General features: G+C 58.5%; 9 protein-coding genes and 1 riboswitch. Of the genes, 4 read left to right on the forward strand and 5 right to left on the reverse strand.

Annotated features, from left to right (window positions below; translation table 11 throughout):
* Nucleotides 1-125: 125 nt before the first annotated feature.
* The 3 genes from WA354_RS05875 (at nt 126) to WA354_RS05885 (ending at nt 3,596) form a co-directional block, all read left to right on the forward strand.
* Nucleotides 126-842 carry an alpha/beta hydrolase gene (locus tag WA354_RS05875; protein ID WP_472812079.1) on the forward strand — a complete coding sequence of 239 codons (717 nt, stop codon included), beginning with the start codon at nt 126-128 and terminating at the stop codon, nt 840-842.
* Entirely contained in the window at nt 839-2,293 is a 1,455-nt protein-coding gene (locus WA354_RS05880) for a glycerate kinase type-2 family protein (protein WP_472812080.1), read from the forward strand. Before WA354_RS05875 ends, WA354_RS05880 begins: the two co-directional genes overlap by 4 nt.
* 235 nt (nt 2,294-2,528) lie before the next feature.
* Nucleotides 2,529-3,596: a LacI family DNA-binding transcriptional regulator gene (locus WA354_RS05885; RefSeq protein WP_472812081.1), complete on the forward strand. Its 1,068-nt coding sequence runs from the start codon at nt 2,529-2,531 to the stop codon at nt 3,594-3,596.
* Nucleotides 3,597-3,608: 12 nt separating this feature from the next.
* On the opposite strand, the gene WA354_RS05890 is transcribed toward WA354_RS05885, so the two are convergent.
* Nucleotides 3,609-4,346 carry a lysophospholipid acyltransferase family protein gene (locus WA354_RS05890; protein WP_472812082.1) on the reverse strand — a complete coding sequence of 246 codons (738 nt, stop codon included), beginning with the start codon at nt 4,344-4,346 and terminating at the stop codon, nt 3,609-3,611.
* A gap of 8 nt (nt 4,347-4,354) precedes the next feature.
* Nucleotides 4,355-5,248: a GNAT family N-acetyltransferase gene (locus tag WA354_RS05895; RefSeq protein ID WP_472812083.1), complete on the reverse strand. Its 894-nt coding sequence runs from the start codon at nt 5,246-5,248 to the stop codon at nt 4,355-4,357.
* Nucleotides 5,249-5,439: 191 nt separating this feature from the next.
* Between WA354_RS05895 and WA354_RS05900 the strand changes: the two genes are divergently transcribed.
* The gene (locus WA354_RS05900) at nt 5,440-5,823 is read left to right on the forward strand and encodes a hypothetical protein (RefSeq protein ID WP_472812084.1); all 384 of its coding nucleotides are present in this window, start codon (nt 5,440-5,442) and stop codon (nt 5,821-5,823) included.
* 25 nt (nt 5,824-5,848) lie between these two features.
* On the opposite strand, the gene WA354_RS05905 is transcribed toward WA354_RS05900, so the two are convergent.
* From WA354_RS05905 to WA354_RS05915, 3 genes are all read right to left on the reverse strand, one after another.
* Nucleotides 5,849-6,124, reverse strand: coding sequence for a MoaD/ThiS family protein (locus WA354_RS05905; protein ID WP_472812085.1), 276 nt, complete (start codon nt 6,122-6,124; stop codon nt 5,849-5,851).
* A complete protein-coding gene (gene thrC / locus WA354_RS05910) occupies nt 6,114-7,391 on the reverse strand; it encodes a threonine synthase (RefSeq protein WP_472812086.1) in 1,278 nt (425 codons plus the stop codon). The genes WA354_RS05905 and thrC overlap by 11 nt, the downstream gene beginning before the upstream one ends.
* A 129-nt stretch (nt 7,392-7,520) precedes the next feature.
* Nucleotides 7,521-7,628, reverse strand: a riboswitch (SAM riboswitch).
* 213 nt (nt 7,629-7,841) lie between these two features.
* The coding region (locus tag WA354_RS05915; protein ID WP_472812087.1) for a glycoside hydrolase family 97 catalytic domain-containing protein at nt 7,842-8,835 on the reverse strand (994 nt) is incomplete at its 5' end.

Raw genomic sequence — 8,835 nt, forward strand, 5'->3', positions numbered from 1 at the left:
ACCCCGCGAATCCAGGCATCGGCAGATCTGAACGAGACAGAGCATGGGCCGCGTTGCTCCGGCTGTGAATTCGCACAGACCGTATGGGCCCCGCCACTCGGGGACAGCGTAAAATAGCGTTTGGAATGACCACTGCTGCCGCGTTGTCCGGATCCGAAACGAGTTCGGAAAAACCATCTCTGCGCACCGTTGATTTGCGTGGCCCCGCCGGCCGGCTTGAGGCGCTGTTGAATGAAGGCGCAGCCGATTCGCAATTCGTCGGGCTTGTGTGCCACCCGCATCCCATCGGCGGCGGCACCATGCACAACAAGGTGGTCTATCACGCCATGAAGGTGCTGAATGCGCCCGAGTGGGGCCTCCGCTGGCCTGTGCTTCGCTTCAACTTCCGCGGCACAGGGTTGAGCGAAGGGCAACACGACGGGCGTGCCGAGTCGGCCGATGTATCCGCCGCGCTCGATTGGCTCCAGGCCGAATACAAACTCCCGGTCGTCCTGCTCGGCTTCAGCTTTGGCGCAGCAATGGCGATCGCTGCATCCTGCGGAACAGACTCGGAAACAATGAGAAAAGCAAGTCTCCGTGCATTGGTTGCCCTGGGACTGCCGACCCAGGGATTCGGCCATACCTACCGATATCCCGCGCTCTCGGAATGCTCGTTGCCCAAGCTCTTCCTCAGCGGCGATGGCGACTCGTTTGCTCCGCAGCAGGACTTGCTGCAGGTGGTTGACACTGCCGCCGATCCCAAAAACCTGGTGCTCGTCCCCGGCGCCGATCATTTTTTTACCGGTCAGCTCGATAGGATGCAACGGTCGCTCGCAAGTTGGCTTAAGGAACAGGTTCAATGACGCCAGCCAGCGATACCGCCCTCGATTTCCTCCATGCCCGCACCACTGAGTTCTTCACTGGCGCACTCGAAGCATGCAGTATCGAGTCCGCCTTTGATCGGCGGATTCGCTTCGAAGGAAGCACGCTCAAGCGGCTGATTCCTGACGGCAGCGGACCCGACGTCATCAGTCTCTCGCAGTTCAAGCGCATTTTTGTCGTCGCCATCGGCAAGGCCGCCGGCCCGATGCTCGAAATCCTGCTCGACCGCATGAAGCGCCGCAAAGGCCTGCGTGGCATCTGCTGCACCAAGTACTTGCCGAAAAAGCGCAACTGGCGATTCCGCTACTTCGAAGGCGGTCACCCGTTGCCCAACGAAGAGTCGTTCGCGGCAGCGCGTGCTGCCCTCGCCATGCTCAAGAAGGCGAAGAAAGATACGCTGATCTTCTTTCTGATCTCCGGTGGCGGCTCCGCCATGTTCGACTTGCCTCTTGATCCCCAGATCGGGCTGGACGACACCATCGCCTTTCACGAGACGCTTATCGGCTCCGGCGCTCCAATCAACGAGATCAACACTCTGCGGAAGCACTTCAGCGCAGTAAAGGGTGGGCGGCTCGCCATCGCCGCGGCGGAGGCTCTCAAAGTTTCCTTCCTGCTGCCCGATGTCCCCTTGCGGACGCTCGATGCCCTCTCGTCGGGCCCGACCTCTCCCGATCACTCCACCGTCGACGAAGTGCGCGAAATCATTGAGAAGTACAACCTCGAGGCCAAACTTCCTCAGGCGGTGCGCATATTCTTCGAGCGAACAGATCTTCCCGAATCCCCCGGCAACAAGAGCTGGCGGCCTCCGTTTCTCGCCCGCTTTCAGCGGACCGATGCGATGCAGGCACGCCGGTCAACATCCGCCGTCAATCTCACGGGCGAAGATGAAGCCTTCCGCGATTCGGTTTTTGAAGTGCTGCTTTCGACTCACGACCTCGTCGAAAGTGCTCGAGTTCTGGCGCAGAAGGCGGGGTACTTTGTCGCGGTCGACAACTCCTGCGACGACTGGGATTACGCGGATGCTGCCCGCTACCTGCTCGATCGCTTCCATGACCTGCGCGCCCTTCACCGGCGTTTCTGCCTCATTTCCGGCGGCGAGGTTACGGTCACTCTGAATCGCAATCCCGGAGCGGGCGGCCGAAACCAGCAATTCGCCCTGGCATGCGCGGTTGAACTTGCGCATCATCCCGGCGAGATGCTCACGGTATTCAGCGCCGGCTCCGACGGCATCGACGGCAATACCCCCAACGCCGGAGCCATCGCCGACCCCACCACCGTGGCGCGCGCTGTCGCATTTGGCTTCGCGCCGGAAGAGTCCCTGCGAGCCTTCAACGCCTGTCCACTGTTTACGGCCTTGGGCGACACCGTTGTCACCGGACCAACTGCCCATAATCTGCGCGATCTGCGCCTGTTGATATCTGACAAGTCCTGAACAGAGTCAGACCCAGAGCACAGGTCAACCACATAAACGTGCTGCCTTGGCAAAACTGCGCAATACGGTCGTCCCGCGGCAATGGCGGGCAGTTCGAAGGTGGTTCGGCTTGCAAAGGCTTCTCCGGACGCGATTCCTGCGATTGCCCGGCCTCGATTAGACCGCTGCGTCAGCGGTCGGCGCTATGATGGATGTTCAATCCGGATTTGTTTTCGACTGTACTCAGGATTTGCACGTGGCTCGAAAAGCTAGTCGCAAAGGCGCCGATAAGACTCCCGACATACGGGCTGTGGCCGCATTGGCCAAGGTCTCCATTGCCACCGTCTCCCGCACCATCAATGGCTCACCCGTCGTAAGCGAGAAGCTCTCGAAGCGGGTCTGGCAGGCGATCGAGCAGCTGAATTACTTCCCTAATACCCACGCGCGCACCCTCGTCTCCGGGCGCAGCCGCCTCTTCGGCATCATTGTTGAGAACATCACCAATCCGTTCTTCCCCGAACTCATCCAGAGCTTCGAAGAGATTGCCGTTGCTCACGGCTACGAGATTCTGGTCAGTTCCTCCAACAGTGATCCTGCCGTTCTGACGACCTGCGTTCGCCGCATGCTTGAGCGCAAAGTGGAAGGCGTTGCGGTGATGACCTTCGGCGAAGAAGAACCTGTACTCGATCAGCTATCGTTTCACGACGTCCCCGTAGTGCTCGCCGAGTTCAAACTGAGCGAGCCAAAGGCCAGCACCATCGTCCTGGACTACAGCTCAGGTATGCGCGCTGCCGTCGAACACCTCGCCGCACTTGGCCATCGCAAGATCGCCTACCTCGCCGGGCCGCACAAGCTGCACTCTGCCATCACCCGGCAGAACGACTTCCAGACCGCAATGCAGGAAAACAAATTACCGATCGAGAAGAAATGGATAATCGAATGCGATCACACGCTCAAGGGCGGCGTCGTCGGATTCGGGAAGTTGCGGGATCTCAGTGCCCGGCCTACGGCAGTCATTTGTTCGAATGACATGACGGCCATCGGCGTTCTGCGCGCCGCCTACCTGCAAGGTCTGCGTGTGCCGGCGGATCTCTCAGTCATTGGCCTCGACGACATCGATTTCGCAGAATTTACCCTTCCCCCGCTCACCACTATCCGTCTGTCCCGAACTGACCTGGCGCGGGCAGCCTTCGACGCGCTCCGCCAGCATGGAGAGGAACCCGGAAAAGCTGGACTACAACGCGAGTTCCTCGTGTCCACTAGCCTCGTCGTTCGCGGTTCGACAGCCCCACCACCCGCCGAGGCTGAAAGTCAGACTAACTGACCCCTGGCCGCGCTAAATCGGCTGGAGCACCTTCACCGGTTCGCATCCACGCATCACGACAATCTCCGCAAACGTCTCATCCGCGGCTACCCTGCGATCCGCATACACGCGCGGCGCACCGAAATGAAGCTGTGCATGAAATCCCGGGCTGTCCAGTGTCTTCAAAAGGTGCGGTGCAAACGACTCATCACCATACCAGCAGAGCTCGCGCTCCGGCGTGCCGTCGCTGATCACGTAGCGGATAGACGCTGCCGTGATGGGCGCACCCGAGACAATGCCCGGCTCAAAAAGCCTGGAGCGAAAGCGGAGCATCGTGCCATCCGTACTGGTTCCCTCAGGAAAGAACAGCACTGGAACCGCGAGTTTGAGCCGCTCGCTGATGATGTCGGCAACGCGTTCAGCACTGGCCACGCTTGAACGGTTGATGAATATCGTCCCGCCCGCGCGTGCGGCCTTTCCGAAATACGGCCATGTATCGATTTCCGCTTTGGCCACAAAAAAGCACGGCATCGCCGCACTGAGGATCACAATATCGAGATAACTGAGGTGATTCGCCACCACCAGCCCATGCGTGGGGACCTGCCCCTCAACATGGCACTCAATGTCCATGCTGCGGAGCACCCGTACGCAAGTCTCCTGCACCCAGCGGGCGCGCCGCTCCAACGTACGCGGTCCCTTCAGGGCCAGCAGCCAGAAACGAGCGATGCTTATCAGCAGTACGAAACCCAGCGCCACAGCGCGCCGGATCATCCGCAAACTCATTGCATCAGTGGCGCGAGGAAGCGATTGCGCGCGGACGTGGAAAGCATCTTCAAATCGAGCAGAGTAAGAAAATCAATCGTGCCAAACTCGCGGTCCCACGCCGGCGGTGCGCAGATGCGCGCTCCAATCGTCAAATAAGTCTTCAATAACTTGGGAACCTTCGTTGGCACTTCACAATCCTGCGGATCCGGCGATAGCTGGGTATCCGGATCCTGCTGCTCGCAGGGACATTCGTATGCAGGAGTAGGCACCGTCTCGAATTCCGGTGAGACCCGGTACCGATCCAGCTCGCGATACATCTGCCAGCCTTCCGCCGGGTCCTTGGAATTCAAAGAAGAGCATCCCACAAGGTAACGAAGCCCCATGTCGCTAGCATACTGCGCAATGCCCCGCCACAACAATGTAAGTACTTCTGCAGTTCGATGCTCGCGATCGATAGACGCACGGCCTAACTCGAGTATGTCGCGGCGAAGCGGCTCGTAAGGTGCAAACTCAAACTCCTGTGCCGAGTAATAGCCAAGATTCATTGCGGCAGTACTTCCCGATTGCATCCGATAAGTCCCGACAACGCGACCATCGGTCTTGTCTTCAACCAGCAAATGCTCACAGAAGATATCGAAATGATCGGTATCAATTCCCGTCTCATACGATCTTTCCAGGCCCTCGCCCAATTCGATGTTGAAGACCTTGAAGCGCAGTCTGCATGCAGCCTCGCGATCCCCAATACACTGCGCCAGTCGCAACCGGTAGCGGCCAATCTCCGCATGGATGCGCGGCCTTTCCGTCGAAACGGAACCGGTTGCGAGCAAAATTGATTGGTGGGCTTCCACCGGAGTGGTGGTCGGAGGTAAAAGTGCGAACGGAGCCCTCTGCCCTGCTTGCGCAATCACGGGAGTAGTATCCGGCAGGAATTGTAAGAGGAGAATGAAGCTAGTGCAAAGGAAATGCAAATAAATTGTTGCTCTTACGTAAAAAAGGACTATGAATACTGCCTTTAGAGGCCAGTACGTCTTCACAGGCTGTGATCCGCCTCACATTTTTCGATTGCAAAAATATTCACTTTGCAGTACAAAGTAAATCCATGAAGACGATTCTCCGCTCCCTCGCCGCACTCGAACTGCTCCTCGTTTTCCCCGCGATGCTGTTTATGACAGCGCTGTTTGCGCGCAACATTCAGCCTCAGCAATTTGAACCCGCGCACACTGCGCAGCTCATCGTGGACTGGTTTGCCGCCCGCCCGCATCTTGGATTGTGGGTGTTGATGATCGCGCTGCCCCTCGCAGTGCTGGCAATCGGGTTGACAACCGTGACGCGCGCGTGGCGTCGCGACCAAGCGCTTCGCAGCGATGCCATCCAGATGTATGGTGTTATTCGCGCACAAGGGGCGATGTTATTGATTGCCAGCGCAACGGTAGCGGCTGGAGGAATCCTCGCCGTCGTCGTACTACACATAATCACGGATTAGAGCGCATTGCTCTCAATCACGCCGCTCAACCTCCGGCGATCGAAGGTATCACCAGAATCTCGTCGCCTTCCTGGAAGTTATATTTGTCGTTGCCCAGGAACCGGATATCTTCCTCGTTGACATAGAAGTTGATAAACCGCCGAACCTGCCCATCCTCTCCGCGCAGATGCTGCCGAAGCGCAGGAAAGCGGCCTTCGATATCGGTCACCAGTTCAGGAAGATTCGACGCCGTGCTCGAAATCTCGCGCACGTTGTTGGTGTGTTTCTGAAATGCATTCGGCAACAAGACTCTAACCGGCATAGCTTTCTCCTGCCAGGCTAAGTCCCTGGCTTGCTGCGTTGCGCTCTTCCACGAAGTTCTCAAAGTCCGTCAGCCGCGGACGAATTGCCGCTCTCTGCTCATAAGCGCCGTCCAGGCAATCCGTCGTCTTCAGGCCATTTCCGGTGATGCAGCTGACAGTCAGTTCATCCGGCTTGATCCGTCCATGTGCATACAACCGCGCCGTCACCGCTGTCGTTACGCCTCCCGCTGTCTCCGTAAAGATGCCTTCAGTCTCCGCCAGCTCCTGGATCGCCGACACAATCTCGACATCCGACACATCTTCAGCCCAGCCACCCGTTCCGCGAATCACCCGCGCCGCATAAATTCCATCCGCCGGATTGCCGATCGCAAGCGACCGTGCGATCGTGTTCGGCCGCTGCGGCTCGATAACGTCCGTTCCGCCTTTCACAGCCTTCGCAATCGGCGAGCATCCCGTGGCCTGCGCGCCAAAGAACCGCACCGGCTTATCCTCAACCAGCCCAAGCTGAATCAGCTCATTGAATGCCTTCTTGATCTTCGTGATCAGCGAACCACCCGCCATCGGCACCACTACGTTATCCGGAAGCCGCCAACCAAGCTGCTCGGCAATCTCGAAACCAACCGTCTTCGATCCCTCGGCGTAGTACGGCCGCAGATTCACGTTCACAAATCCCCAGTTGTATCGATCCGCGATCTGCGAGCAAAGCCGGTTCACGTGGTCGTAGTTGCCATCCACCCGCACCAGCGTCGCCCCGTACACCTGCGTGTTCAAAATCTTCGCCGGCTCCAGATCCGCCGGAACCAGGATGAATGTCTTCAGCCCCAGCCGCGCAGCATGCGCCGCCACAGCATTGGCCAGGTTTCCGGTCGAGGAGCACCCAACCGTATCGAAACCAAAATCCTGAGCATTGGCCAGCGCCACCGCCACCACGCGATCCTTGAAACTCAGCGTCGGCATGCACACGGCATCGTTCTTGACGTAAAGATTCGTCGCGCCAAACTGCGCGCCCAGCCGGGGAGCCTTCACCAGCGGCGTCAGCCCAGAGGGCGTCTGCGGAACGTAGCTGTCGGCAACCGGCAGCAGCGCACGATACCGCCACATGTCAAGCGGGCCCTGGGAAATTGTCTCGCGGGTAAAGCGGGTGCGGGCATACTCGAAGTCGTACGTCACTTCGAGCGGGGAAAAACACTCATCGCAGATGGAAAGCGGCTGGTGACCATAGGTCTTGCCGCATTCCCGACATCGCAACCAATACGCAGTCGTCAAAGGTCCCTCGCTGTGCGCGAGTGACACGAGAAGCTCGAGCGCGTGACGTGCCCGAAAAAGAGTGAACGTGAATTGACTCGAAACTGCTTGCGAAGCTGCTAAAGCAAAGGGTGCTGAAGCAACCCCCGAATCTCATGTTCCCCGTCTCCGGGCAAGAGTTGACACCATACTCCCGTTTTGCGCGGGCAGGTTGTCGTGGCGTCACAGGGCTCGTCCCTCAGCCACTCTGCATGAAACTCAGGCTTGCCCTTTGGGGGCAAACTTGAATGTTTAGTTTGTATCACAGCCCCGTTGCCCCCGCAAGTAGCCAAACAGCGAATGGAGGTCAAAGCCGTTTGAATGGATGAATTTGAGTCTGGAGTCGCGAATTCCTGGAATCTGGGTGCTGCCCCAGAAGCCTGCCCTGAGCGAAGTCGAAGGGTCTCGCCTTTGAGACCTGGAAATCCTATTTCACAGGTTCGGATGTATCCAAACTGCGTTCCCTCCGCCCGAAACCATCCGCACCTCCATCACACCATTCCGATCGACAGCCTTCTTTGAAAACTCCGTGTGCGTAGCGTTGGTTCCAGAGTCCGTCGCGTCCGCATAAATCTCCGCCACGTACTTTCCTTCACCCAGGAAGTCCAGAGGCACCTTCACTGTCCGCGAGTCCCAGTTGGTAATCGATCCGACATACCAATCCTTGCCGCTGCGTCGTGCAATCGTGATGTTCTCCATCGGCCGCCCCGCGATCACGCGCACCTCGTCCCATGTTGTCGGAACCTGCTTGATGAACTCGAAGTCGTGCTGTCCCGCATAATGCTCGGGATAATCCGACACCATTTGCAGCGGGCTCTCCAGCACAACGTACAGTGCCAGTTCATGTGCGCGAGTCCCCAGTCCCATCGGCATCAGGTTGCGCGCCACAAAGTTTTCGCGATTGCTGTTGCCGAACGCACCCGGCGTGTAATCCAGCGGTCCCGCCAGCATCCGAGTAAACGGCAGCGTCGTGTTGTGCACCGGAGAGGTTCGCGCGCTCCATTTCAGATATTCCTTGCCCATCACGCCTTCGCGTGTCATCACGTTGGGCCACGTTCGCCGCAGACCGTCCGGCTTGAATGCCCCATGGAAATCGAGCATCAGATGATGCTCCGCAGCGGCCTCCGTAACATGCCGGTACCACGCCACCATCTGCTGGTCGTCGCGATCCATGAAGTCGATCTTCACCCCCGCCACACCCCATTGCTCAAAAAGCGGAAACGCCTGGTCCATGTACTTGTCCACCGAAGTCCAATGCGACCAGAGCCAGATGCCGACGTTCTTCGCCTTCGCATAGCGCAGCAGTTCCGGCATATTGACGTTCGGATCCACCTTGGTGATGTCGGCCACGGCGGCGTAATCGTCTGGCCCCTTGCGGTCTGCCTGCGCCCACCCCGCATCAATCAGCATGTACGCAAATCCCGAC

Source organism: Occallatibacter sp. (genome assembly GCF_049802275.1).
Lineage (GTDB): Bacteria > Acidobacteriota > Terriglobia > Terriglobales > Acidobacteriaceae > Telmatobacter.